Here is a 24,843-nt window from a genome sequence, read left to right on the forward strand (position 1 = left end):
CGGGGCGGACGCGCACGCCGCCGGTCCACCGCGACTGCCCGCACCCGGGAGGGTGGGTGAGTCCGGAGCAGTAGGCTTCGTGGTGTGCAGACACTCAGCACACCGGTCGACGTCGGCCCCCTGACCGAGCGGGTGAGCCGACGGGAGGTTCGGCGGTCGTGGCGGGCGCTCGTGGCGGAGCATCCCGAGGCGCGTGACACCACGGGCACGATCCGCCGCGTCATGCTCGGGGTGCCGACCGTCGCGGTGGCGATCGTCGCGCTCGTGCTCGCCGGCATCCTCGTCGCAGAGGTGGTGCGGGGCGAGACGCAGGTGTCGACGGCCGTCATCGTGCAGGCATCGCTCGGTGGGGTGCTGGCGCTGACGTGCGTGCTCACGGGCACCACATGGTTGCGCCTGCTGCGGCGGAGACGGCGCCCGCGAGTGCACCACAGGTTGATGCGTTTCGCCGCGGCGAACAGCATGAGCTACCAGCCGGGCCCCACGGGCGCCGAGCGCGGATCGCCGCTCAAGGCCCGCGGCGGCCTGAACCTCACGCGCGTGCTCCGGACGGCGGGAGAGCGCGCGATCGAGTTCGCGAACTACGAGCTCGCGGCGCCCACCTCGACGAGCACGTCGCCCCCGTTCGGTGGGTATGCCGCACTGCGGTTACCCGCCCCGCTGCCCAACATCCTGCTGCGATCGGAGGACGGCCCGCGCCGCTCCCTGCTCACGCCCGCCGCGCTGCGCGGCTCGCAGGTGCTCTCGCTCGAGGGCGACTTCGACCGCTTCTTCCGGCTGTACTGCCCCGAAGGCTACGAGCGGGATGCGCTCTACCTGTTCACCCCGGATGTGATGGCCCGCCTGGTCGACCACCTGCGCGGCCTCGACGTGGAGATCATCGACGACTGGATGTACCTCGTCAGCTCCCGCGACCTCGTCACCGACCGCGCCGACCGCTGGCTCGCCCTCACCGCCGCCGTCGACGCCCTCGACGATCGCGTCGAGCGCTGGGGCCGCTGGCGCGACGAGCGCGCGGCGGGCGCGGCGGGCGCCGGCGCGGCTGGCGCCGCCTCTGCGGGCGGCGTCGGGCAACCGCCCGTCCGGGTGCGACAGGTCGCGAAGCAGGGCCGCCGCCTCCGCACCATCTGGAGCCCCGGCACCATCGCCATCACCTCCGCCACCGCACTCTGCTTCGCGGGCCTCGTCGTCGCCGTCGCCCTCCACTAGGAGAGAACGGCCACCCGCCGTGGCGTCCGCTCAGTTCCCGCACGGCCCCAGGGAGGCCGTGACGTCGATGTACCGGGGGCGGTAGTTCGCGACGTCAGCGTAGACATCGGCGGTGTCGAAGCTGTTCACGTTGTAGGTCACCGTGATGGTGCGGCCGTGCGTGAACTGCGGATGCGCCTTCGCGTTGTAGGTGAACACGTTCCCGCCCGTCTCGGGGGTCGTGTAGAGCAGCGTCTTGTGCCCGAACGGGCCCTCGGGCGTCGACGCGGCGTACCCCACGATCTTCGCGCTCAGCGCCTCGGTGGCGTCGCCCGTGACGAGCAGGTACGCGCCGTGCACCTTCTGCACGCTGAATTCGTTCGACACGCCCTCGAGCACGCGCTTCGATGCCGTCGGATCGGCCACCCAGCCGCCGTCGGCGAGATACCGCCACGCCGACGCATCCGTCAGCTGGCCAGACGGCACCCGCGCGAGGTGCGCCCACTTCTGCGCCTGTTGGTCCTCGACCCCGTAGATGTAGGTGTACCCGCCCTCTTCGAGGATTGCCGAGCCCCAGTGGATGCCCGACTCCGGCAGGGCCGTCGTGCCGGTGAGCGCCAGGGTCGCGATGTCGAACGACGCGATCGCGCTTCCCGCGAACGCGAAGTCGAACACGCCCGTGCCCGTCTTCTCGAACTCGAGCAGCAGCACCCGCAGCGACCCGCCCTCCACAGTGCCGTCACCGAACCAGTACCAGTTCTGCGACTCGTCGCCGCCCGGCACGGTCACGAGGGAGGTCGAATCGGCCGCAGTCCCTCCCGTGTACGTGGTGAGGGACCCGTCGTCGTCGACGATGATCGAGTTGTGCACGAACGGCGAGTCGGCCGGGCGCGACTGATCGGGGTTCACCTCGCCGAGGAAGGTGTCGGAATAGATCCAGGCGGTTCGGCCGTCGGGCAGCAGCACGCTGTAGGAGGAGTCAGCGCCGGTCCAGCGTCCGGCGGTGTCGCCGTACTCGTTGAACAACACCGTCAGACCGTCGTTCGTGCTGACGGTGGTCTGGATGCACGGGAGGGTCGGATGATCGGCCGCCGGCCGTGCTGAGACGCCGGTCACCGTGTGTGCCGCCGCCGCGGGAGCGACCGCGCTCGCGCTCGCCGCCACCGGGACCGCCGTCGCCGCAAGGGCGAGTGCCGTCACCGCCGCCGCCATTGTCGTCAACCCGATCGGCCGACCTCGTCGTCGCATGATCATCAGCGGGAATCCTCTCGCGATCGGCAGACACCGCGGCCTCGACAGCTCTGTCTGCGCCTGTTAACGTTATCAAGCCCGAACGGTAGCACCTCACGCGGTGCGACGCCAATGATCGACCGACCCGACGGCAAGCAGGTTGTACCGTGGATCAGCGGCCTGCTCTCGAAGGGATGACACGTGAAGCGCTCCGAATCGCGACCGCCCACGGTCAAGGAGGTCGCGGCCCGCGCGGGAGTGAGTCCGATGACCGTGTCGCGCACGCTCGGCGGAGGCGTGAACGTGCGACCGGAGATCCAGGAGCGGGTTCTGGCCGCGGTCGAGGAGCTCGGCTACCGACGCAACGAGAACGCGCGCAGCCTGCGGCCCGGCCAGCCGAGCGGGCTCATCGGCGTGGCCATCACGAACCTCGCCAACCCCTACTACGGCAACTTCGCGCTCGGGGTGGAGGAGATCGCGACCGAACACGGGCGGCGCATCCTGCTCGGGAACACCGGCGAGTCGATCGGCCGGGAACGGCAGCTCGTCGCCGACTTCGTCGGCCGTCAGGTGGAGGGGCTCGTACTCGTGCCCTCCGGCGGTGCCTACGACCATCTCAGCCGGGAGAGGCTCGGTGACGCCCCGCTCGTGCTGGCATCGCGCCGGGTCGACGGGCTGCACGCCGACGTGGTGGTGCTCGACGACGTCGGCGGCGCCTACAGCGGCACCATGAAGCTGCTTCGCGAGGGGCACACCCGCATCGCCTACCTCGGCAACGTGCTCTCGGTGATCACCGGGCAGCGACGGTTCGATGGCTTCCAGCGTGCGCTCGACGAGAAGGGCGTGACGCTGGCGCCGGAGCTGATCCGGCGCAGCCAGCAAGACGTCGAATCGGCTCGCATCGCGACCGAAGAGCTGTTCGATCTCGCCGACCCGCCCACCGCGATCTTCTGCGCCAACAACCGCAACACGATCGGCGCGTTGCAGGAGATCGGGCGGCGTTCGATGGCGGGTCGCCGCGAGTTCCCGAGCATCGTGAGCTTCGACGACTTCGAGCTCGCAGAACTCATGCCGGTGCCCGTGACCGTGCTGCACCATGACGCCCGCGAACTGGGCCGAGTCGCGGGGCGGTTGCTGTTCGAGCGCCTGGGCGGCGACACCGGGCCGGCGCGCACCATCGAGCTGCCGGTCTCGCTGCGCGTCGCTCGAGCCTGAACCCGGTTCCCGGCGTACGGGTTGCGGTGGTCGACGCGGTGCGGCTATGGTAACGATACCAAGCCAACCACATCAGAGAGGATGCGCCGATGACCGAGCTCTGCATCGACTTCGGCGGCTCGGCGATCAAGCTCGGCGTCTGCGACGCCGGGCGCATCCTCACCCGCTCGGAGCTGTCGGTGCACGGCACCCCCGACGACCTCGCCCGCGCGGCCGCCGAGCTCCGCCGCCTCGTCGAGCAGCTGCCCGCGGGCGACGTGGGTCGCCGAGGAGCGTCAGCCACCGGCGGGGCTGATACCGGTGCGCAGGCGTGGGGCGGCGCATCCGTCGTCGCGATCGCCGTGCCGGGGGTCGTCGACCGCGGGCGGGCCGCGCTCGTCGCCGCACACGCCAAGTACGGGTACCTGGCCGGGCGCGACCTCGACGCCTGGGCTCGGGAGGCGTTCGGGCTGCCGGCGGTGGTCGAGAACGACGCCCGCGCGGCCCTGCTCGGTGAGACCCGCTACGGCGTCGCCCGCGGCGCGCAGAACGCCGTGATCGCCGTGTTCGGCACGGGCATCGGCACCGCCGCCCTCCTCGACGGCCGGCTGCTGCACGGCAGCCACGACCACGCCGGCATCCTCGGCGGCCACGTCACGATCGACCTCGACGGCCCCGTCTGCAGTTGCGGCAACGTCGGCTGCGCCGAGGCCATCGCCAGCACCTGGGCCCTCGAGCGCTCCCTCGCCGCCATCGAGCGCGTTCAGAATCGCACACACGGCGACGACCAGGGCGCTCTGGCGCTCGGAACGCGCGAGATTCGCGATTCTGAACCGGGGCGGGGCCGCGCGGGCGAGGGTGGCGGGCTGCGGGGGCGGATCGAGGCGGGGCGGGCGGTGGGCATCGCCGACATCGTGGAGACGCTCGAGCACCCCGACTCCCGCGCGCTGCTCGACCTCTACGTTCGCGCCTGGAGCGCTGCCATAGTCGGCCTCTGCCACGCCTACGACCCCGACGTCGTGGTCGTCTCGGGCGGCGTCATGCGGTCGGCGCCGCTCATCCTGCCCGCCCTGACCCAACAGGTGCACGCCCACCTCTGGTCGTCGTCGTCCCGGCCGCCGCTGGTGGTGCCCGAGCACCCCGACAGCTCCGTCGTGCTGGGGCTCTCCGCCCTGGCCCGAGCGACCGACGACTCCGCAACCGAAAGGCCCCGAACCCGATGAGTTCCCGCCCGTCGAGCTACGACAAACAGCCCACCATTCCGCTGCCCGACGGCGCGACCGTGCTGCACGGCGGCGAAGCCTGGGCCGCGGTCGACGTCGCCGCCCGGGAGCGCAGCGGCGAGCGCGCCCCCGTCATCGCGATCGACACCTACCCCGGCGTCGATCTCCCCGCCTTCACGCGGGCCGTCGCAGCCGCCCTGCCCGAGTACCACGTCATCGACATCGAAGATGCCGCGGCCCTCCCCGTCGAGACCATCGACCGCCTCATCGCCCCCAACCTCACCGACGACCGCGTGTTCGGTGTGCTGAGCCACCTCACCCTCCCCGCGTTCTACGATTCGGAGCGCCTCGCCGCAGTACGCCGGCGCCTGGCCGGCGGAGCCGGCGGAGCCGACGGAGCCGACAGAGCCGGCGGCGCCGATGGAGCCGGTGGTGGACTCGACCGGCCCACCGTCGTCATCGGCTGGGGTGCCGAGCTCGCCGCACCGCACGCCGACGCCCTCGTGCTGGTCGACCTCGCGCGCTGGGAGCTCCAGCTGCGGCTGCGGGCCGGCGCCACCAACTGGCGCACGCCGAACTCCACCGAGGAGACCCTGCGCAAGTACAAGCGCGGCTTCTTCGTCGAGTGGCGCATGGCCGACCGCCACAAGCGCCGCTTCTTCGACCGCGTCGATTTCGTGGTCGACGGCGCCGCTCGCGACGCGACGGGCGGCATGGTCACCGGCGACGCGTTCCGCGCAGCGCTCGAGAAGGCCACCACGGGCCCGCTGCGCGTGGTCCCGTTCTTCGACCCCGGCGTCTGGGGCGGTCACTGGATGCAGGACCGCCTCGACCTCGAACCCACGGCGAACAACTACGCCTGGTGCTTCGACTGCGTCCCCGAGGAGAACTCGCTGCTGCTCGAGGGCGTCACCCCGGAGGGCGAGCGCGCGGTGGTGGAGATCCCCGCCATCGACCTCGTGCTGCAGCAGCCGCGCGAGCTCCTCGGCGCCAAGACCTTCGCGCGGTTCGGGGCCGAGTTCCCCATCCGCTTCGACTTCCTCGACACGGTGGGCGGCGGCAACCTGTCGCTCCAGGTGCACCCTCTGACCGACTACATCCAGCAGACCTTCGGCATGCACTACACGCAAGACGAGAGCTATTACCTGCTCGACGCCGACGACGACGCCGTGGTGTACCTGGGGCTGAAGTCGGGAACCGACCCGGCCGAGATGATGCAGGCGTTGCGCGCGGCGACGGATGGGGAGCATCCTTTCGATGCCGACCGATTCGTCAACTCCTACCCGGCCAAGAAGCACGACCACTTCGCGATCCCCGCAGGAACGGTGCACGCGTCGGGTGCGAACTCGATGGTGCTGGAGATCTCGGCGACGCCCTTCATCTTCACCTTCAAGCTCTGGGACTGGGGCCGACTCGGCCTCGACGGCGTTCCCCGGCCGGTGCACCTCGAGCACGGCGGCAACAACATCCAGTGGGACCGCACCACCGACTGGGTCGCCGAGAACCTGCTCGACCAGGTGGAGATCCTGCAGGAGCATCCGAACGGCGACCGCGAGGAGCGCACCGGCCTGCACGAGCTCGAGTTCATCGAGGTGCGCCGCAACTGGTTCGCCGACGAGGCGGCGCACGACACCGAGGGCACGGTGAACGTGCTCAACCTGGTGGAGGGCGACGAGGTCGAAGTGGTCAGTCCCACTGACGCCTTCCCTCCGTACACCGTGCACTACGCCGAGACCTTCATCGTGCCGGCGGCCGTGGGGCCGTACATCATCCGGCGCACCGCGACCTCGGCGAGTGAGCGCTTCGCCACCGTCAAAGCCTCCGTGCGCGGCACGGAAGACCCCGCGCACCACGCGACACCGCACCATCACACCGAACGAGGGAGTTCACGATGAAATCGACACCGCGCAGAATGGGCGTGCTCGCCACCGTCTCGGTGGCCGCACTGGCCCTGACCGCCTGCTCCGGCGGGGGAGGCGACTCCACAGACGGCGCCACGACCGGCACCCTGAACTTCTACACCGACAAGGCGGCCTGGGAGCCCGACTTCGACACGCTCAGCGAGACCTCCTCGGGCGATGTCGACATCGAGCTCAACACCACGGGGTACTCGGATGCGAACCAGTACGACGCGTTCATCCGCCAGTCGTTCCGCACCAACAAGAGCCCCGGGCTCTTCAGCTGGCACACCGGGTCGTCACTCAAGGAGCTCGTCGACGAGAATCTGGTCGCCGAGACGACCGACATCTGGACCAAGGCCATCGACGACGGCTACGTCAGCGAAGACCTGAAGAAGTACTACACGATCGACGGCAAGCAGTACTGCGTGCCGATGAACATCGCCTACTGGATCATGTACTACAACAAGGCGATCTTCGACGAGAACGGGCTCGACAAGCCCACCACGTGGGAGGAGCTGATGGACGATGCCGCGACCCTCAAGGCGAACGGCGTGACGCCGTTCTACCAGACCAGCGTGCTGTTCACCTTTCCGTGGTTCCAGCAGCTCGTCGCCGGCACCGACCCGGAGCTCTACAACGGCCTCTCGACCGGCGAGGTGAAGTACACCGACCCGCGGATCGTCGACATCATGAACGTGTGGCTCGACCAGCAGAAGCAGGGTTGGTTCAGTGATGCCGGCAGCACCACCGACCCGGCGGTCATGCTGAAGCAGGGCGACATGGCGATGATCAACTTCGGGAGCTTCTTCGGGGCGTCGCTCGATGCCGCAGGCATGACACAGGGCACCGACTACGACTTCTTCGTCATCCCCGCCGTCGACGCCTCCGTCACCCCGAACCCGGTGGCGGTCGAGACCGGTCCGCTCTGCACCGCCGAGAACTCGCCGCAGCGCGACCTCGGCATGGCCTTCGCCGAGTGGTGGATGAGCCCCGAGGCGCAGACCGCGTGGAGCGACGCCCGCGGCGACGTGCCCTTCAACCCCAAGGCGACCGTGGCCAACGAATCGCTGAGCGAGCTCGGCACCTCGGTCGCCACCGACGACCAGCTCGTCGAGCGCTACTTCGAGGCGACGCCCACCCCCATCCTCACCGTCGCGCTCGAGCAGTTCGGCGCGTTCAACGCGAATCCGGGCGACCCGCTGCCGTTCCTGCAGAAGATCCAGGATGCCGCCGACGCGTACTGGGCCGACCAGAACTAGGAAGCGGAAGCCTTCGTGTCTCGTCGTGACTCGACCAGCTACCAGTGGTCCGCCCGGGGGTTCATCGCCCCGGGCGTGATCCTGGTGGCGGTGCTGCTGTACGCACCGCTGCTGTGGACGACCTACCTCAGCTTCACCGAGTACAACGGCCTCGGCGACCCCGACTGGGTGGGCCTCGCCAACTACGGCGCGATGTTCGCCGACCCCGAGTTCTTCGGGTCGCTCGGCAACACACTGCTCTGGGTGGCGGGCACGCTCATCGTGCCGGTGGGGCTCGGGCTGGGGCTGGCCCTCCTCACCTTCGATCTCAAGGGCGGCATCTGGCTGCGGCTGCCCTTCCTCATCCCGTACGCCATCTCCGGCATCGGGGTGGGGCTCATCTGGTCGTTCATCCTGCAGAGCGACGGGGCGCTCGACCAGGCGCTCGCGCTGGTCGGCGTCGTCGATCCGCCGCGGTGGCTGCTGGATGCTCCGCTCAACACCGTCGTGATGATCCTGGCGTCGGCATGGCAGGGCGTCGGCGTCAACGCGCTGCTGTTCACGATCGGTCTGCAGTCGATCCCGAAGGAGCCGCTCGAAGCCGCGCGGCTCGACGGAGCCCGAGGGGCGCGGCTGTTCGGCAGCATCCTCTGGCCGATGCTGCGCCCGCTGACCGCCGTGGTGATCGGGCTCTCGATAGTCGCGAGCCTCAAGACCTTCGACATCGTGCAGGGCATGACCAAGGGCGGGCCGGGGCGAGCGTCGGAGACCTTGGCGCTCACCATGTACAAAGACACCTTCGTCAACAGCGACTACGGGCTCGGTTCGGCGATCGCGGTGTTCCTCACCATCGTCACGCTCGTGGCATCCGTGCTCTATCTCCGGCAGCAGCTGTCGAAGAAGAACGAGATCTAGGGGGCTCGATGTCGAGATCCATCCGCACCGCCGTCTTGATCGTCGCCGGCATCATCTGGCTGTTGCCCGTCTACCTCCTGGTCATCAACGCCGCCAAGTCGCCCGCCGACTTCACCTCGAAGGAGGCGTGGCTGCCCAACGGCTTCGCGCTGTTCGACAACATGGCGGATGCGCTGTCGCTGTCGGGCCTCGGAGACGCCGTGCTCAGCACGCTCATCTACGCCGTCGTCTCGCCGATCGTCGCCGTGCTCGTCGGTGCGGCGGCCGGTTTCGCCATCGTCGCACTGCGGTTGAAGCACGGGTTCGCGTGGTTCGTGGTGATCTTCGGCGGCACCGTGTTCCCGCTGCAGATGGTGCTCATCCCGCTGTTCGACGGCTACTCGCGAGTGGGCCTGTTCGACACACGATTCGGCATGGTGCTGATCTACACCGCCATCTCGGTGCCGTTCTCGGCCTTCGTGATGCGCAACTTCTTCTCCGGCATCGCGCACAACGTGTTCGAGGCCGCGGTGGTGGACGGTGCGTCGACGTGGCGCATCTTCACGCGGGTCTACATCCCGATGGCGATGAGCGCGCTGGTGGCCATCTTCATCCTGCAGGCCACCTTCGTGTGGAACGACCTGCTGCTCGGGCTCACCCTCAGCCAGTCCGACGACGTCCGGCCCATCGTCACGACGCTCAGCGGCATGCAGAGCACCTATGGCGGCGCGCAGCTCTCGACGGTGCTGGCGGCGGGCATCCTGGTGTCGCTGCCGACCGTCGTGCTGTTCCTGTTCACCCAGAAGTTCTTCGCCAAGGGCCTCGCGCTCGGGCAGTACTAGAGAGGCCTCGAATGTCGAACCCGCTCCTCCCCACGGTCGACGACCTGGCCGCCGACTCCGTCACCCACCACTACGACGACCTCATCGCGCCCGCCGGCCTGACCAACTTCCTCGGAACGACCCGGGTCGAGCACGACCTGACGGCGGTGGGCGCGGTGACCTTCCCGCCCGTGGCGCAGGGCGGCGCCGTGACGGGTGTGCTGTTCGTCGACGGGCGGGTCTTCGAGTCGTACGGGGTGCCGGTGACGCACGAATGGCGGCCCGATCGCGTGGTGCGCACGGCGTCGGTGAACGGGCTGGAGATCGTCACGACGACGGTCTGCGTGCCGGGTGAGACGGCCGTGGCGGTCGACGTCGTGGTGACTCCGCTCGCGCCGGCCTCGGCGGGCGGACGCAAGGCGGCCACGCTGACGCTGGCACTGAACGCGCGGGTGACCGATGCGGGGCACGCGTGGCTCGACGCCGAGCCACCGGATGCGACGAACACCGTGTCGACGGGTGCAGGCGGGTGGGCATCGGCGCTCGTCTTCGGCGACCCCGGCGGAGGTGCTTGGAGTGTGCAGGGTGTCGACGTGTCGGCCGAGGCGCGGCTGAGCGGGATCCCGGTGGGGGAGACCGAGGGGTTCGAGATCGGCATCGGTGGGATGGGGCGTGGCGGCGAGGTCGCCGTGACGCTCGATCTGACCGGTGGCGCGGCGCGATTCGGGTTCGTGCAGTGCGTCGCGACCTCGCGGGAGGAGGCGGAGGCCGGGTTCGCCCGGGTCGCGGCCGACGTACCGGGGGCGGTATGCGCATCCGAAGCCCTGTGGAACCGGCAGCTCGAGGCGATCTTCACCCCCGGCGACAGCGAGTACTCGGGGCACCTCCCTGTGCTCGACACCGCGTCTGACGATCTGCGCCGCCTGTACTGGTGGGGAGCGCTCGGGGTCGTCTGGTTCCGGCGCGAGTTCGCGGGGAACGTGCTCGGGCGCTCGTACGACACTCTGATGCCGAACTACTGGGCCACGACGACGTTCATCTGGGACTACAGCCTCAGCTCGGTGTCGCACGCCCTGCTCGACCCCGTCGAGATGAAACGGCAGCTGACGCACTGGATCGGCAGCGACATCCACACCCACTTCGGCACGTCGTCGCTGACCGGGGGCCCGGTGGGGCGCTGGTACTCGGTGAACGACTACGCCATGACCAGACTGGTGAGCGACTACGTGCGCTTCACCGGCGACCGCGGGTATCTCGACGAGGAGATGGCCGACGGACGCCCCGTTCGTGAGCACCTCCTGTCGTGGGCGAAGGCCTGGCAGGGACTCCGCGGCGGCGGCCCGCTGGCCGACTACGGCGGAATCGACAATCTGCTCGAGTGCGTGAGCTCGTACACCCACGAGGTCGCGAGCCTCAACGCCGCGAACGTGTGGTGCCTGCGCACCGCCGCCGACGTGGCGTCGCTCGCCGGCGACGAGGTGCTCGCCGTGTCGCTGCGGGCCGAGGCCGACGACCTCGTGGCCGACGTGCTCGACCTCTACGACCCCGGAACCGGGCACTTCGTCGCCCGTCAGCCCGACGGCAGCCGGCTGCCGGTGCGGCACTGCTACGACTTCAACGTGGTCGGCACCACGATCGCCGGTGACCTGACGGCAGAGCAGCGGGCCGAGATGGTGGCGTTCTTCCGGCGCGAGCTGCAGACGGAGAACTGGATGCGCGCCCTCTCGCCCTGGGATCCCGACGCCAGTTTCTCGGTGCGCCCCGACCATCAGTGGAACGGGGCCTACCCGGCCTGGCCCGCCGACGCCGCGCGGGCGCTCGTGGCGCTCGGCGCCGAGGGGGTGGCGACGGAATGGATCGGCGGTCTCGTGCGCTCGACCAACCAAGGGCCGACCGGGCAGGCGCATTTCGTGGAGGAGGCGCTCGCCGGCATCAACGGCGGGGCGCGCAAGGCGCCGCCGCAGCTGCCTTACATCACCGACTGGGCGTGTTCGTCGTCGGGCGCGTGGGTGGCGCTCGTGATCGAGTCGCTGTTCGGCGTCTCCGTGGCGCTCGACGGGTCGCTGTCGCTCATCGGGAGCGGTGCGGCTGCAGCGTCCGCGCTCGACCCCGACGCCGTGCTGCGGGGAGTGCGCGCGGGTGACCGCCTCTACGACGTGCACGCAGACGGGCGCGTCGTCGCCGCTCTCCCCGGGCACTACAGCTAGCCGAAGGGGCCGTCGGCTGGGCTACAGTTGCCGCAGGCCATTGCGAGGGAGCAGCACATGGTGGGTGACGAGGGAACCCTGTTGACGGGGGTTCGGGCGACGCGGGTCGACGGTGCCCTGTCGGAGGCCGAGCAAGACCTGATCCTCCCCTCCACCGAAGAGCATGACCTCGATCTCTTCCGCGATCGGCTCAACGCGGCGTACTACCCGGCGTTCGTCGACGTGGTCGGGTCGAAGCCCAAGCTCGACCATGGCCGACTGAACGCCGCGAAACTCGGCCGGGTGACCGTCGGGTTCGTCCGCTTCGGTCACCAGGCGGTGGTCGACCCGGGAACCATCGACGGTTTCCATGTGAACGTCCCGGTGGCCGGGATGATCGGCTCCCGATGCGGCGACCAGTCGGTGCTCGCGAGGCCTGGAACGGCGGCGGTCTTCACGCCGAACGGACCCACGAAGCTCCCGTTCTGGAGCGCGGACGCCGCGCAACTGTGCCTCAAGATCAGCCGGGCTGCGTTGGAGCACGAGCTCGAGGGGCTGCTCGGGCGCCCCGTGCCCGGCCGCTTGGAGTTCGGCATGGCACTCGATCTCGGCACGCCGGCCGGCCAGCAGTGGAACCGTGCTCTCCGCAGCCTCGTGGACTCCGTCAGCATGGGTGGGCTGCCCGGCACGGTGTCGGACTATCTCGAACGCGCCGTGATCTGTCAGCTGCTGTTCGCCGCCGACCACAATCTGGGGGAGGAGTTGGCGGCAGGGCGCAGCGCGCCGCTGCCTGGCGCTGTGCGGCGGGTGGTGGAGCTCATCGACGGCGCCCCCGAGGTGCTGCTCACGGCCGCCGACCTGGCTCGTCACGCCGGTGTGGGAGTCCGTCGACTCGAGCAGGGCTTCCGTGAGAGCCTCGGCACGACACCGAGCGCCTATCACCATAAGGTGCGACTCGAACGCGCGCGGGCCGATCTGCTCGAACCGGCGACAGGGGAGACAGTGACTTCGGTCATGTACCGATGGGGCTTCTCCAATCACGCGCGCTTCGCGGCGAACTATCGCGCTCGTTTCGGGGAGAATCCCGCAGAGACCTTGAGGCGTTCACTCGGCGCCTGAGCGCTGCACGGCTCGGGTCACCTTTCGCAATCCGGCCGCCCGCGCTTCGGCACGCGGCTGTCGTGCTCTGCGGGGTGAAATCTATCGTCGTCATACCCGCCCGGTCGCACCCCGCGATCGGCCCCGCTCCCGAAAGGCTCGGATCGATGACGATTCTCCGACACGACGTCTCAGCGCCCTCCGTCGAACAGCTCGACGAACTCGACCTGTACCGCCCGCACTTCGACGAGGAACTCGTCGCCAGAGCCACGGCACTGGTCCCGCTGATCCGGGAGCATGCCGCAGAGAGTTCGGCCAACCAAGCAGTATCGCCGGTCGTGATGAAGGCTCTCGAAGACGCCGAACTGCTCAACCTCTTCGTGCCGAGGCGCTTCGGTGGGCACGAGGCCACCATGCGCACCTCGATGGAGGTGCTCGCCGAGATCGCCCGGGGCGACGGCTCCACCGCCTGGGCGGCGTCGCTGCTCAACGTGTGCACCTGGTTCGCCACCACCTTCTCGGTCGAGGCGCAGAACGATGTCTTCGGAAGCAACCCGCACGCGAAGGTCGCGGGCATCTTCACCCCGGGAAGCTCGATGACCCGGGTGGAGGGCGGCTACCTGGTGAGCGGCCGCTGGCCGTACTCCTCGGGCTCGTTCGCCGCCGACTGGGCTGCTCTCGGCATCGCGATGGACGTCGCCGACGGGGAAGACCCTCGCGCACTCGCCCTGTTCTCGCGCGACCAGTTCACAATCGAACCCACCTGGTTCGTCACCGGGATGAAGGGGTCGGGATCGGACACCATCGTGCTCGAGAACCAATTCGTGCCAGACCACCGCGTGCAACGTTTCGTCGACATGCGCGAGGCACACTACCTCACGCCCTTCGCCGACACGGAGCGCAACGCGAACATGGCGTTCATCCCCGTCGCGGCCCTCGTGCTCATCTCACCGCAACTCGGGCTCGCCCGCCACGCCCTGGAGCTCACCGTGCAGAAGCTGCCCGAGAAGCCCGTCGCCTACACGCGGTACACGCAGGCCAAGAATTCGCCGGCACACCAGTTCGGCGTCGCGGCTGCGGCGACGAAGTTCCGGCTGGCCGAGCTGCTGGCCGGCGAGGCCGCCGACATCATCGACCTGAACGCCGTGCTGCGGCAGTTGCCCGACCAGGCTACGCGGGCGCGCATCCGTAACGACACCGGCATCGTCGCCGAGCTCGTGAAAGACGGGATCGACGCCCTCGTCACGGCGAACGGAGCAGGTTCCTTCGCCGAGGCGAACGTCTTCTCCCGCATCTGGCGCGACGCCGAGATCGCAGGCCGGCACGCCTACGTGAGCCCGGAGGTCGGCAAGGAGGTCTACGGCCGGGTACTCCTTGGAGCCGACGACGCCCTCACGATGGACATCTGACGATGGTGCACGAGTATGCACTCCTCACGGTGGCCGTTGACGACGTCGACGCCTTCGAGGCTTCGCATCCCGCTGCCTCGAGCATCCTTCTCTCGTCGCCGGGATGCCGGTCGGTCGAGTTTCAGCGAAGCATCGACGAACCTGGTATCTACCTCATGAAGGTCGGGTGGGACAGGGTCGAAGACCACCTCGACACCTTCGCGTCGAGCGCGGCGGCGATCGAACTCAGCGAGGTGATCGGGCGCTACTTCAGCTCACCGCCCACTGTCGCGCACTTCGAACGGTAGGCGGCACGGATGTATCGCACGTATGACGGCATTGCAGCCATCGCTCTCGAAGGGGCGCCGGGACACCTGCTCGACCTGGTGTCGATCGCCGGCCTCGAGCAGGATCTTCGGACGGCCGACGCCGATTCAGAGGTCACGGGGATCCTCATCGAGGGCGGCCCCGAGATGTTCTGCGGTGGACTCGACCTCGCATCGATCAGGTCGCCGGAGGACTCCGTCGAGCTCGCAGCGGCGCTCGCGGACCTGCTGCGCGTGATGCCCCGTCTCAGCAAACCCGTCGCCGCATCCGCAGAAGGGGATGCGCTCGCCTCCGGTGCCTCTCTGCTGTGCTGCACCGACTACGCGGCCTGTCGATCGGGGATCTCGATCGGGACGGTCGAGGCGGGGAAGGGCATCTGGCCGATGGTGGCCCAAGTTCCACTGCTCCACAGGGTCGGCGCACGAGCCGCCATGGAGAACCTCGCCAGCGGCATCCCCTTCCCTGCCGAGCGGGCGCGGGAGCTGGGGCTCGTCAACATCGTCACCGACGATCCCCGCGCCGCCGCGGTCGCCTGGCTTCGGGCCGCTTCGCGTGGAGGCGAGGCGGCGCGCCGAGGGCGTCCACTGGCGTACCACCTCGCCGATCTCGACTACGACAGGGCGCTGGACACAGCGCTCACTCACTTCAGCAGCATGTTCCGGAAGGACCACACAACATGACCACGACCGACCATGACGACACGCCCGGCATCGCAGATGGCCGTCTCGTCGACGAGCTCTCGACGAGCACGCTGTTGAGTGCCGAGGAGTTCAAGGCCGCATTCCGCAATCATCCCGCGGGGGTCGCCGTGATCACCGCCGACCCGGGAGACGGGCCCGTCGCGCTCACCGCGACGTCGGTCTTCTCGGTGAGCGCGACGCCCCCGCTGTTGGTGTTCTCGGTGTCGGAGCTCTCCTCGGCGGCGCCCGCGATCACGCGATCGACCTCGGTCGTGGTGCACCTTCTCGGCGCCGACCAGCTCGGTCTCGCGCGACTGTGCGCCACGAGCGGCGTCGACCGGTTCGCCGGCGGCTGGGCCTGGGAACGGCTGGGCACGGGCGAGCCCCGCTTCCTCGCAGCGCCCGACTGGATCCGGGGCACGGTCGTCACCACGCTGCAGGCGGGAACCTCGACCCTCGTCGTCGTCAACGCCACTCACTCCTCGGGCTCGGCGGACGAGAGCGATCGAACGGATGGGCGTGGCGCGCGCCCGCTCGTCTACCACAACCGCACCTGGCACGAGTTGAGCGAGCGCTCTGCGGTGTGAGCCGAGGGAGGGTCGACCACGCGCCGGGACCGTGCGAAGCGGGGCAGGATGGGGTCATGAGCGAGAACGGGCCCGTCTTCAGCATCGACCGGATGGACGTGGGGCCGGACGACCTGGCGGCCCAGCTCCCCGTCAGGGCGCGGCTGCTGCGGGTCATCGCGGGCCCCGATCGGCCCGACTACTGCCTGGCGGTCGCGGAGCAGCCCATCCGTCACCGCACCTCGCTCGAGCAGCTGCGGGCCGCGGGGGTCGACCCGGCGAAGGCCGACCCGCAGATGATCAGGGTGCACGACGACGGGTCGGTCGACCTGCTCGTGTTCGGGCTCGTGCTCGCCGCACGCCTGCAGGGCGAGCAGCTCCACGCCGGGAGGCGCGACCTCGCCACCGGGCTCGCCTACGTCGTCGACAACACCCTCCTGAAGGATGCGACCCTCGACCTCCGCAAAGCCCTGTACGTCGCCGTCGTCGACATCACCGACCGCTCCGCGGAGTGAGGTGGGGTGCGCGTCGACTAGGGTTCAGGCGTGGTGCTCAAGGCGATCGACTCGTTCCTGCCCCGCATCGAGGGCGCGGCGATTCCTCGTGGGGCCGCGGCCGACGTCGTGTTCGAGGCGATGTGCGCGGCGCTCGTCTCCGGCGAGTTGGGGCCCGGCATGACCGTGCACGACGCGACAATCGCCGAGCACCTCGGCATCTCGCGCACCCCGGTGCGCGAAGCGATCCAGAGGCTCCGGATGCTCGGTGTCATCGAGTCGGCAGCGAACCGGCACACACGAATCGTCGATGTGTCGCCGGTGCGCACCGAGCAGGCCCTGCACACGTGGACGGGTCTGTTCCAGGTGCTCTGCGAAGAGGTGATCCCTCGCGCAGACGCCGGCATCGTCGCGTCGCTCGTCGAGCAGCACGCGGCCTTCGGGGCAGCGCGTGCTGCAGCCGACGACATCGGCATGGCGCGCACGAACTTCGCGTTCTACGCCGTGCCTCTCCCGCTGTCGCGCAACCCGGTGCTGGTCGACGCCCTTCGTCGCGTCGTGTTCGTCATCAGGCTGGGCGGGCTGAGTCTTCCCGACCACATCGACGTCGACACGGTCGAGAGGGCGCAGCTCGGCGTGGTGGAGGCGTTCCGGCAGGGCGATCCCGCGCCGGCCGCGGCGGCCATGCTGGCGTTGCGGCACCTTCGGATCCCGCGCGAGGAGACCCGATCGGGGGGTTGACCCGGGCGGAACCAGCACCAATATACTGGTGCTCCTTCCGGCCCCGACCTTGGAGACCCAATGCCCGCATCCGTCGTCACCGCACCGCGAGCGCGAGGCATCGCCCGTCTGCGTCACCTGCTCGCCCTGGGGGCGGCCGTCGCACTCGTGGGCGCCGGGTTCGCCGTTCCGTCATCGGCAGTCGCCCGCGAGAGCGCCGCCGATGAGAGCGTCGCCGACGGATGCTCCTTCGAGACCGGGTTCTGCCAGGTCGACGGGCAGCCGGGGTCGTCGCACGAGGTCGCCGTCCCCACCGGTGTGAGCCGCATCACCGCCCTCGTCATCGGCGGAGCGGGGGGTGCGAACAGCTCGGGGCAGCCCGGCGGCCAGGGCGGGTTGACCATGGCGACCTTCGAGGTGAGTGCGGGTCAGACGCTCGACGTCATCATCGGCGGCGCCGCCTCGGGCGCGGCACCGGGCGTCGGCTTCACCTCGGGCGGGAAGGGCGGCCGCTCGGTCGCCACCCCCGACTTCATGCCGACCGGTGGCGGGGGCGGAGGGTCGAGTGCGGTGCTCGACGGCACGTCGGGCGAGGTGATAGCGGTCGCGGGAGGCGGTGGCGGTGCCGGAGGCGACGCTCTCGGTGGAGGTGCGCCGGGCGGCAGCGGGGGAGACGGCGGGCAGCCCGCCTCCTCGGGCGGCAACGGCTCCCCGACGGGCACCTCGAGCGACGGAGCCCAGGGTGGCGACGGCGGAGGAGCGGGGCAGCCCGACGGTGAGGACAACACGACGGTCTCGATCGCCCCGACTCCCGGAGCGGGCGGGGGCGGGTACGCCGACGGCGGCAGCGGCGGCGGCGGATCGAGCGGGTTCACGGGCACACCCGACGGCACCGAGGACTACGCCTCCGCGGGCGGCGGCGGGGGCGGCCAGTCGTACGTCGCGCCCTCGGTCGTGACCTGGCGCTTCCTCGCCTCCGGGCCGTGGAACGCGGCCGGCGACGGAACCGTGCTCCTCTACACCTCGTCCGGATCCGTCTTCACCTGCGCCAGCGGCACCCAAGACGACGTGCTGCCCGACGCGGCCACCGGTGTGATGGTGGTCGCCGCAGGAGGCGCGGGCGAGTCGACCGAGGACAACGGTCAGGGCGGGGCCGGCGCGCTCGTCACGGGTCAGTTCGCGGTTGCGGGCGGCACGCAGCTGAAGGTGGTCGTCGGATGCGCGGGCGACCACGGCGGGTACGGATGGTCGTCGGGAGGGGCCGGCGGAAGCGCGCACGACCTGACCAAGACCGGTGGGCGAGGGGGTGGATCCTCCGCGGTGGTCCCGGGGAACTCGGCTCCGAGCATCGGGGCGGGCGGGGGTGGCGGCGCCGGCGGCCCCATCTTCGACGCGGTCTGCAACTGCTCGGGCGGCAACGGGGGTGTCGGCATCGGCACGCCGGTGGCCGGAGGCATCGGCGAGGCCGGCGCGGGCGGTCAAGGCGGGGGCCTGTTCGGTGGCGACGGAGGTGCGGGGGGCTTCTCCGACGGCGCCTCGGGTGACGACGGTCAGAATGGCGAGTTCCTGAAGGCCCCCGGCGGCGGGGGTGGGGGCGGCATCGTCAGCGGCGGCAGCTTCGGCCGCCGCGGCGGCGAGAGCTCGGCCGGCGGCGGCGGGGGAGCGGGGTCGTCGTACGCGGTCGACGGGGCGATCTTCCTGACGGGCGGCACCCTCGACCCGACGGTGTTCGACGACGGCGTGGTGCTCATCATTCCGGTGGTGCCTCCGCAGCTCTCCACGACGTTGACGATCGACCAGCCCGTCCTCAACGCGACGGGAGCGAAGCCTGACGTGAGCGTCGGGGTGACCTGCACGGTGGCCGGCGACGTCGTCACCTCAGAGCAGCTGCGCTTCGCGGGGGAGCAGCGCACGCTGACGGTGAGCGGGATCGACCGTGGCGCAGAGTGCACGGCGCGCATCCTCGAGCCGGCGGATGCCGGGGCGGCAGACCCGGTCGTCACCGTGATGGACGCGGACAAGCGCATCTCGCTCAGCTACGACGCGTCGAAGGCGAACGCCGGTGGAGGGGGAGGCGCCGCCGGCGCCGGCGCGGGGTCGTCTCGCCTCGCCGACACGGGCGCATCCCCGGCGAACGCCGTCGGGTTGGTCGCACTGCTCCTTGCCGCAGGTGTGGGAGCGCTCGTCGGGAGGCGACGGTTCGCGCGAATGGGCCGGTAAGACGTCGGCACGGCCCCCGCGGCCCTACTCCCGTGAGGGCGACCGGCAAGCCCCTTGCCGGTCGCGAGGGGAGGCCTAGCGTGGGGCGCATGGAGAAGACAAAGATCCGCTGGAACGACGAAGCACGCGCGAAGATCCTCGACGATGCCGACCGGGTGCTGCAGGAGGCCGTCGAGGCGACCGCCGCCTCCCACGCCGACGCCTCGCCGGACGAGGTGTACGCCGAGCTCAACCGCCACCTGAAAGACCGCTTCATCGACTACGAGCCCGGCCCCGACGTGCGCAAGTACGCCGACGCCATCGTGGCGGGTGACATCGGCTGACGACTGTCGCTCCGGGGCGGCACCACGCCAGGATGACAGCATGACCTTCTGCAGCACGCGCCTTCGACGAGGGCGCGCGGCGGGCATGGTGGGGGCCGCGGGCATCGGCATCGTGCTGGCTCTGACCGGATGCACGTCGGCAGACCCCGCGCCGGAGGTCGTCATCGACCTGCTGCAGGAGGACTGGCGCCATGTTCCCGGGGTTGTGGAAGGTGTCGACGGCCTGAGCGTCGCCGCGACGGGGCGACGCATCGTCGAGCAGGACGGCGGGGGTGGGCAGCCGAACCCGCCGGTCGATCTGGCGGGAACACATCTGGTGGCCAGCGGCGACTTCACGATCAGCACGACCTTCGAGAAGGTCATCGCCGATGCAACTCTTGCCGTGTACGACGAACCGCCGGTGATCGCCGACGAGTTCCGCATCGAGCCGCCTGGCGTGCAGCTCACGCTGCGCGGCGACGACCTCGGGGTCGCGGTCTTCGACGGTTCGGTGCAGCGGGAGGTGACCGACCCCGAGCCGGCGACCGAGGAGCACGTGACGCTCTCCGAACCCGGGGCGGAACTCGCCGTGCACCGTTCCGGTGATCGGCTCGAGGTGGCGAGCGGCGGCGAGACCGTCGCATCCGTCTCGGCGGCCGGCGTCTTCGACTCGGGCCAGCTGTGGCTCGGGCTGTCGAGCGACGACGGGTCTTTCACAGTCAGCTCGCTCACCGCCGCGGCGACCGGTGGCGCATCCCTCTCCGCAGCAGGGTCCGTCGCCGCCGACGCGAGCCCGTCGGCCGACGGGCTGCAGGCTCTCGCGACCCAGGCTCGCCCGGGGTTCCTCGTCGGCGCGGCGGTCGCCCTCGGCCCGCTCGCCTCCGACGCGGAGTACGCGAGCGCGTTCGTCGGGAACTTCGGCGCGCTCACCCCCGAGAATGTGATGAAGCCGCAGGCGTTGTCGCCGCGGCAGGGCGAGTACCTCTTCGAGGAGGCCGATGCCGTGCTCGACCTCGCGGAGAGCAAGGGGATCGCGGTGCACGGCCACACCATCGCCTTCTCGGAGGCCATGCCCCGCTGGATGCAGGACCTGCCGGTCGACTCCGAAGGGGAGCGCGAGGCGAGCTCCGCGATCCTGCTCGACTACGTCGACACCGTCGTCACCCACTTCGCGGGCCGGCTGCACTCCCTCGACGTCGTCAACGAACCGTTCGACGTCGACCAGGGAACGCAGCTGCAGGAGAACATCTGGTTCCGCGTCTTCGGGCCGGGCTACCCGGCGGTCGTCTCGAGGGCCGTTCACGACGCCGACCCCGGGGTGCTGCAGTTCATCAACGAGAACGGCGCCGACGTGCCCGGGCCCCGACAAGACGCCCTGCTCGAGCTCGCCCTCGACACGAACCGGCAGGGCGGGCACATCGACGGGGTGGGCCTCCAAGCGCACGTCTACGACCTCGACACCGACGCCATCTCCGCCGACGACCTCACCACGACACTCGAGACGTTCGGAGATGCCGGCCTGGTGGTGCGGATCTCGGAGAACGACGTTCCGGGCAGCGACGGCCTCGACGCCCAGGCGGAGCAGTACGCGACGGCGCTGAGCACCTGCCTCCGCTCGGAGACCTGCGTGTCGTACACGACCTGGGGGGTCGACGATCGGTACGACGTCTTCCTCGACGGCGACGGCGCCCTGCAGCACGGGCACGACCTCCTCTTCGACGAGGGCGAGCCGACGCCCGCGTACGACGCGCTGCGCGAGGTGCTCGCGGGCTTCGGCGGCTGAGGCCGGCGGACAACTGCTCGGCCCGGTGTCGTCGGCGGTGTACGAGAAGCGGCCGGGTGTGAAGGTCGCCCGCTGCGGCGCGTCGTCGATGCGCTGGCCGCTGACGTCGATGGCGCGGATGCGATCATCGCCGCCCCGATCTCCGGCAGATCGGTCTCGACCCACCGCGAGCAGGAGCACCCCCGGCAACGCCCGTCACGACGATCCTCCGCCGCGACCAGCGCCGCTCAGGCCGTCGCCGGAGTCTGCGCACGTGTGCTGTCGGTCGTGCCCGTCATGGTCGCCCCCTGTCCACGCGATGCTCAAGTGTGACCCTGTGCGCCGCCCCCGCATCCGTGGCACCGTCCAGCTCGGCGTCGGGCCGGCGCCGCGGTACCGATCGACGCGCGAGGGCCGCGCGGTAAGGTGCTGGGGTGAGTGGACGAGGTGGCCGCCGGGTGGTGACGAGGCCGTGACCGGGGGAGCTGCATGGATGCGCGGGCTCCGGCCCGAAGGCGCCGTCGACTCGCTGCTGCGGGAGTCGGCCGCCACCCCGGCCGAGCTGAGCGCGGCGATCGAGGCGCTCGGCCCCGTGGTCGCCGCCTGGGCCATCGAGACCGCGGTGCGTGTGGTCGGCGACGTGCACCGGTCGTCGCCGGAGATGTCGACGATGGCGACCGGGCTCGAGCGGCAGGGCTGTGAGGAGTGCCTGCTCTCGTCGCTGGTCGCGCTGCACGAGGAGACCCCGCCGGCACGGGTGACGGCGCCGCCGGGAGCGGTGGCGAACGCGCGGGTCGCGGTGCGGCAGGGCGTGAACGTGGGCGCGGTGCTGAGAACGGTGTGGGCGTCGCACACCCGGGTGCTCGACGCGCTGCTCTCGGCGCTCGAGGAGGCCGAGACCGACGAGCTCGTCGCCGACGTGCGCGCCCTGAACACGCGCATGTTCGACTACGCGAACGCGTACATCCGTGATCTCAGCGACGCCTACGACGACGAGCGGCGACTGTGGAACGGCCGCAGCGCGGTTCTGCGCCGATCGGTGCTGGAGTCGCTCGCGGCGGGCGACGCGCCGCCGCGCGACGCCGAGGCGGTGCTGGGGCTGCCCCTCTCGGGCACCCACGTGATCGCGCTCGCCTGGGCCAGCGTCACGACCTTCGTTCCCGACCGCGACACCGAGATGCACCGGCTGCTCGCCGAGATCGCCGTCGCCACGGGCGCCCGCGACTTCGTGGCGATCGGTCTGGGCGAGGTCACCGCGCTGTGGTGGCGGTACCCCGGCGCGGTCGACCGCGACGTGGTGGAGACCATGCGCCGGGTGCCGCGGCCCAGCTGGCTGCGGCTCGCGGTGGGTCCGCCGGGCAGCGGGGCGGCGGGGGTGCGCGTGGGCGTGCTCACCGCCCGGGGCCTGCACCGCCTCGCCGGAGACGCGGGCGGTCGCGGCTTCTGGAGCTCGTACTCCGACGGGCTCGGGGCGCTGCTCGCCGTCGACCGCGAGGCCGCTGAGCGGTTCGCGCAGACCGAGATCGGGCCGCTGCTCGGAACGGATGCGCGCAGCCGCGAACTCCGCGAGACGCTCCGGCTCTACCTCCGTTCCCATCGCAGCCGCTCCGCCGTCGCGACCGCGCTGACGGTGGCACCCAACACCGTCGCGGCCCGTGTGCAGCGGGCGAGGGACCTGCTCGCGAGCGACCTCGACGAGCGGTGGCTGGAGGTTCTGGTGGCGCTCGAGATCGCCTCGCTCGGGGAGTGACGGGCGCTCGGGTGCGGTGGGCGTCAGGCGTTCCGGGCAGACCGGCGTGACGCCCGATTCTGCGCTCTGAACGCCGAAAAACGACGGGATCGTAGTGTCGGAGCGCTGGTGCGCCGTCGGCGGCCGGGTGAGGATCATTCGCACGGACGGCCCTCATCGAGGAGGGCGCTCGTCCGAGCTGCGAAAGGACTCCCATGGCGCTGTGGCCGACCGACAACAAGTTCCTCAACGGACCCTTCGCCCCATGGGCCGAGGAGTCGGAGGCCTTCGACCTGCCCGTGATCGGAGAGCTCCCCGCCGATCTCTCCGGCGCCCTGTTCCGCATCTCGTCGAACCCGCGCTTCGAGCCCCGCAACACCGACCGGTACCACTGGTGGGAGGGCGACGGCATGGTGTGCGGCGTCTACGTGCGCGACGGCAAGGTGGCCTACCGCACCCGGTGGGTCGAGACCGATTCGATGAAGGTCGAGGTCGACCAGGGGGAGGCCGTGTACAGCGGTTTCGTCAGCGGCGGCACTCCCGGCCGCCTCCCCGCCGGGGCGCCGCCGGCGAAGAACGTCGCCAACACCAACGTGGGCATCTTCGACGACAAGCTGCTGGTGTACTACGAGGGCGGTCTGCCGCACGAGCTGCACCCGGAGACCCTGGCCACCAAGGGTGCCTACGACTTCCAGGGCGGCATCGACACCCTCTGCACGGCGCACTACAAGATCGACCGGCTCACCGGCGACATGCTCTTCTTCGCCGCCAAGGGCCCCACCATCACCTGGTACCGCGCCGACGTCTCCACCGGCCAGATCGTCGAGAGCCACATCATCGACGTCGGACTGCCCGTGCTCATGCACGACTTCGTGGTGAGCGACAACTACGCGATTTTCTTCGTCACGCCGTCGCTGTTCCGCCTCGACCTCATCATGCAGGGCCGCCCCGGCGTGATCTGGGACGAGAGCGTGCTGCCCCACGGCACGCAGATCGTGATGATGCACCGCCGCACCAAGAAGGTGACCTGGTACGAGGCGAACGGGGTCTTCGGCCCCACGCACTTCTACAACGCCTACGAGATCGGCGACGAGGTCGTCATCGACCTGCACCGCATCCCCCGACTCGGGAACCCCGCCTCGGGCAACACCCCGCTGTCGTCGCACGAGTGGTTCCCGCCCGCCCTGCCGTGGCAGTGGAGGGTCAACGTGAAGACGGGTGCGGTGAGTGACCGGATGATCAGCGGCATCGCGGGGGAGTTCCCGAAGATCAACGACGCCTATGTGGGCGCCGAGCACCGCTTCGGCTACTTCGTGACGACCAGGTCGCTCGACCGGCAGACGATGAGCGACGGCCTCGCCAAGCACGATCACCTGCTCGACTCGACGGTGGTCGTGGAGGGCGTCGATGGTCTGACGAACCCCAGCGAACCGGTCTTCGTGGCGCGGGAGGGCGGAGTCGCCGAAGACGACGGGTACATCCTGTCGATCTGGTGGAACCCCTCGACCGAGCTCAGCGAGCTGCTGGTGCACGACGCCGTGCGCATGACGCGCGAGCCCCTGGCTCGGGTTCCGCTCCCGGTGCGGGTTCCGTTCGGCTTCCACGGCAGCTGGGCGGGCCGCGACGTGCTGGAGAGCGCGATCGCCGCCCAGTGAGCCGGATGCGCCTGTTGACCCACTCAT

21 protein-coding genes are annotated in these 24,843 nt (G+C 70.3%); 20 read left to right on the forward strand and 1 reads right to left on the reverse strand.

Annotated features, from left to right (window positions below):
• Positions 1-84: 84 nt before the first annotated feature.
• The gene (locus HL652_RS19700) at positions 85-1,209 is read left to right on the forward strand and encodes a hypothetical protein (RefSeq protein ID WP_171706875.1); all 1,125 of its coding nucleotides are present in this window, start codon (positions 85-87) and stop codon (positions 1,207-1,209) included.
• Positions 1,210-1,239: 30 nt separating this feature from the next.
• On the opposite strand, the gene HL652_RS19705 is transcribed toward HL652_RS19700, so the two are convergent.
• Complete coding sequence (locus HL652_RS19705; protein ID WP_171706876.1) at positions 1,240-2,442, reverse strand: DUF4185 domain-containing protein; 1,203 nt, start codon at positions 2,440-2,442, stop codon at positions 1,240-1,242.
• Positions 2,443-2,619: 177 nt separating this feature from the next.
• Between HL652_RS19705 and HL652_RS19710 the strand changes: the two genes are divergently transcribed.
• The 19 genes from HL652_RS19710 to HL652_RS19800 all read left to right on the forward strand — a co-directional run bounded on the left by HL652_RS19710 (position 2,620) and on the right by HL652_RS19800 (position 24,816).
• Positions 2,620-3,633 (forward strand): LacI family DNA-binding transcriptional regulator, encoded by a 1,014-nt coding sequence (locus HL652_RS19710; RefSeq protein WP_253743495.1) that lies wholly within the window; start codon positions 2,620-2,622, stop codon positions 3,631-3,633.
• 89 nt (positions 3,634-3,722) lie between these two features.
• On the forward strand, positions 3,723-4,835 hold the full coding sequence (locus HL652_RS19715; protein WP_171706877.1) for an ROK family protein: 1,113 nt from the start codon (positions 3,723-3,725) through the stop codon (positions 4,833-4,835).
• On the forward strand, positions 4,832-6,730 hold the full coding sequence (locus HL652_RS19720) for a class I mannose-6-phosphate isomerase (protein ID WP_171706878.1): 1,899 nt from the start codon (positions 4,832-4,834) through the stop codon (positions 6,728-6,730). Before HL652_RS19715 ends, HL652_RS19720 begins: the two co-directional genes overlap by 4 nt.
• Positions 6,727-7,995, forward strand: coding sequence for an ABC transporter substrate-binding protein (locus tag HL652_RS19725; RefSeq protein WP_171706879.1), 1,269 nt, complete (start codon positions 6,727-6,729; stop codon positions 7,993-7,995). The genes HL652_RS19720 and HL652_RS19725 overlap by 4 nt, the downstream gene beginning before the upstream one ends.
• Positions 7,996-8,010: 15 nt before the next feature.
• Positions 8,011-8,889: a carbohydrate ABC transporter permease gene (locus HL652_RS19730; RefSeq protein ID WP_171706880.1), complete on the forward strand. Its 879-nt coding sequence runs from the start codon at positions 8,011-8,013 to the stop codon at positions 8,887-8,889.
• Between the two features lie 8 nt (positions 8,890-8,897).
• The gene (locus HL652_RS19735; protein WP_171706881.1) at positions 8,898-9,710 is read left to right on the forward strand and encodes a carbohydrate ABC transporter permease; all 813 of its coding nucleotides are present in this window, start codon (positions 8,898-8,900) and stop codon (positions 9,708-9,710) included.
• Between the two features lie 11 nt (positions 9,711-9,721).
• Positions 9,722-11,896, forward strand: coding sequence for a glucosidase family protein (locus tag HL652_RS19740; RefSeq protein WP_171706882.1), 2,175 nt, complete (start codon positions 9,722-9,724; stop codon positions 11,894-11,896).
• Positions 11,897-11,953: 57 nt separating this feature from the next.
• On the forward strand, positions 11,954-12,994 hold the full coding sequence (locus tag HL652_RS19745) for an AraC family transcriptional regulator (protein ID WP_171706883.1): 1,041 nt from the start codon (positions 11,954-11,956) through the stop codon (positions 12,992-12,994).
• A 146-nt stretch (positions 12,995-13,140) separates the two neighbouring features.
• Positions 13,141-14,382, forward strand: coding sequence for an acyl-CoA dehydrogenase family protein (locus HL652_RS19750; protein ID WP_171706884.1), 1,242 nt, complete (start codon positions 13,141-13,143; stop codon positions 14,380-14,382).
• Positions 14,383-14,384: 2 nt separating this feature from the next.
• Positions 14,385-14,669 (forward strand): antibiotic biosynthesis monooxygenase family protein, encoded by a 285-nt coding sequence (locus tag HL652_RS19755; protein WP_171706885.1) that lies wholly within the window; start codon positions 14,385-14,387, stop codon positions 14,667-14,669.
• 78 nt (positions 14,670-14,747) lie between these two features.
• Positions 14,748-15,368 (forward strand): enoyl-CoA hydratase/isomerase family protein, encoded by a 621-nt coding sequence (locus tag HL652_RS19760; protein ID WP_253743498.1) that lies wholly within the window; start codon positions 14,748-14,750, stop codon positions 15,366-15,368.
• Positions 15,365-15,955 carry a flavin reductase family protein gene (locus HL652_RS19765; protein WP_171706887.1) on the forward strand — a complete coding sequence of 197 codons (591 nt, stop codon included), beginning with the start codon at positions 15,365-15,367 and terminating at the stop codon, positions 15,953-15,955. The genes HL652_RS19760 and HL652_RS19765 overlap by 4 nt, the downstream gene beginning before the upstream one ends.
• 56 nt (positions 15,956-16,011) lie before the next feature.
• A complete protein-coding gene (locus tag HL652_RS19770) occupies positions 16,012-16,449 on the forward strand; it encodes a hypothetical protein (RefSeq protein ID WP_171706888.1) in 438 nt (145 codons plus the stop codon).
• Positions 16,450-16,479: 30 nt separating this feature from the next.
• A complete protein-coding gene (locus HL652_RS19775; RefSeq protein WP_171706889.1) occupies positions 16,480-17,169 on the forward strand; it encodes a GntR family transcriptional regulator in 690 nt (229 codons plus the stop codon).
• A 60-nt stretch (positions 17,170-17,229) separates the two neighbouring features.
• Positions 17,230-19,368: a hypothetical protein gene (locus HL652_RS21995; RefSeq protein WP_171706890.1), complete on the forward strand. Its 2,139-nt coding sequence runs from the start codon at positions 17,230-17,232 to the stop codon at positions 19,366-19,368.
• 89 nt (positions 19,369-19,457) lie between these two features.
• A complete protein-coding gene (locus tag HL652_RS19785; RefSeq protein WP_171706891.1) occupies positions 19,458-19,691 on the forward strand; it encodes a hypothetical protein in 234 nt (77 codons plus the stop codon).
• A 40-nt stretch (positions 19,692-19,731) separates the two neighbouring features.
• Positions 19,732-21,453 carry an endo-1,4-beta-xylanase gene (locus HL652_RS19790; protein WP_253743500.1) on the forward strand — a complete coding sequence of 574 codons (1,722 nt, stop codon included), beginning with the start codon at positions 19,732-19,734 and terminating at the stop codon, positions 21,451-21,453.
• A 472-nt stretch (positions 21,454-21,925) separates the two neighbouring features.
• Positions 21,926-23,182: a PucR family transcriptional regulator gene (locus tag HL652_RS19795; RefSeq protein ID WP_171706892.1), complete on the forward strand. Its 1,257-nt coding sequence runs from the start codon at positions 21,926-21,928 to the stop codon at positions 23,180-23,182.
• Positions 23,183-23,376: 194 nt separating this feature from the next.
• On the forward strand, positions 23,377-24,816 hold the full coding sequence (locus tag HL652_RS19800) for a carotenoid oxygenase family protein (protein ID WP_171706893.1): 1,440 nt from the start codon (positions 23,377-23,379) through the stop codon (positions 24,814-24,816).
• The last annotated feature ends 27 nt before the right edge of the window (positions 24,817-24,843 follow it).

The organism is Herbiconiux sp. SALV-R1 (assembly GCF_013113715.1).
Classification (GTDB): domain Bacteria; phylum Actinomycetota; class Actinomycetes; order Actinomycetales; family Microbacteriaceae; genus Herbiconiux.

Bases quoted from the DNA above. Each gene is read 5' to 3' on its own strand.
- HL652_RS19745 (WP_171706883.1), top strand. From the start codon at position 11,954: ATGGTGGGTGACGAGGGAACCCTGTTGACGGGGGTTCGGGCGACGCGG.
- HL652_RS19800 (WP_171706893.1), top strand. From the start codon at position 23,377: ATGGCGCTGTGGCCGACCGACAACAAGTTCCTCAACGGACCCTTCGCC.
- HL652_RS19785 (WP_171706891.1), top strand. From the start codon at position 19,458: ATGGAGAAGACAAAGATCCGCTGGAACGACGAAGCACGCGCGAAGATC.
- HL652_RS19715 (WP_171706877.1), top strand. From the start codon at position 3,723: ATGACCGAGCTCTGCATCGACTTCGGCGGCTCGGCGATCAAGCTCGGC.
- HL652_RS19725 (WP_171706879.1), top strand. From the start codon at position 6,727: ATGAAATCGACACCGCGCAGAATGGGCGTGCTCGCCACCGTCTCGGTG.
- HL652_RS19765 (WP_171706887.1), top strand. From the start codon at position 15,365: ATGACCACGACCGACCATGACGACACGCCCGGCATCGCAGATGGCCGT.
- HL652_RS19790 (WP_253743500.1), top strand. From the start codon at position 19,732: ATGACCTTCTGCAGCACGCGCCTTCGACGAGGGCGCGCGGCGGGCATG.
- HL652_RS21995 (WP_171706890.1), top strand. From the start codon at position 17,230: ATGCCCGCATCCGTCGTCACCGCACCGCGAGCGCGAGGCATCGCCCGT.
- HL652_RS19735 (WP_171706881.1), top strand. From the start codon at position 8,898: ATGTCGAGATCCATCCGCACCGCCGTCTTGATCGTCGCCGGCATCATC.
- HL652_RS19750 (WP_171706884.1), top strand. From the start codon at position 13,141: ATGACGATTCTCCGACACGACGTCTCAGCGCCCTCCGTCGAACAGCTC.
- HL652_RS19740 (WP_171706882.1), top strand. From the start codon at position 9,722: ATGTCGAACCCGCTCCTCCCCACGGTCGACGACCTGGCCGCCGACTCC.
- HL652_RS19795 (WP_171706892.1), top strand. From the start codon at position 21,926: ATGCGCGGGCTCCGGCCCGAAGGCGCCGTCGACTCGCTGCTGCGGGAG.
- HL652_RS19755 (WP_171706885.1), top strand. From the start codon at position 14,385: ATGGTGCACGAGTATGCACTCCTCACGGTGGCCGTTGACGACGTCGAC.
- HL652_RS19720 (WP_171706878.1), top strand. From the start codon at position 4,832: ATGAGTTCCCGCCCGTCGAGCTACGACAAACAGCCCACCATTCCGCTG.
- HL652_RS19770 (WP_171706888.1), top strand. From the start codon at position 16,012: ATGAGCGAGAACGGGCCCGTCTTCAGCATCGACCGGATGGACGTGGGG.
- HL652_RS19705 (WP_171706876.1), bottom strand. From the start codon at position 2,442: ATGATCATGCGACGACGAGGTCGGCCGATCGGGTTGACGACAATGGCG.